General features: G+C 54.5%; 1 protein-coding gene. It reads right to left on the bottom strand.

Annotated elements, in window-relative coordinates; all coding sequences use genetic code 11:
- The coding region (locus A3709_RS23910; RefSeq protein ID WP_197484242.1) for a hypothetical protein at window positions 1-220 on the bottom strand (220 nt) is incomplete at both ends.

Genomic DNA, 220 nt, shown 5'->3' with positions numbered 1-220 from the left:
CAGTTGTCTCCGACGTGCCATGTGGCTTGACCGAACACAGCAATAGTTTCGGTTTCGAAAACGCTGTTCTGGATGGCATAGTCACCCGGCGCCGCGATCAGTGGCAGCGATGGCCCGAAGATCTCGGTGCCGACAGCGATATCGTCACCCACAATAGTTGAAATACGCCCCTCGAATTCCCTGGTCTCCTGCTCGAAGTAGTAGAGACCCACCATATAGT

The sequence above is a fragment of the Halioglobus sp. HI00S01 genome, assembly GCF_001635445.1.
GTDB classification, from domain to species: domain Bacteria; phylum Pseudomonadota; class Gammaproteobacteria; order Pseudomonadales; family Halieaceae; genus Halioglobus; species Halioglobus japonicus.
The sequence above is the reverse complement of the archived record's forward strand: the minus strand, read 5'-3'. Positions and strand labels throughout refer to the sequence as shown.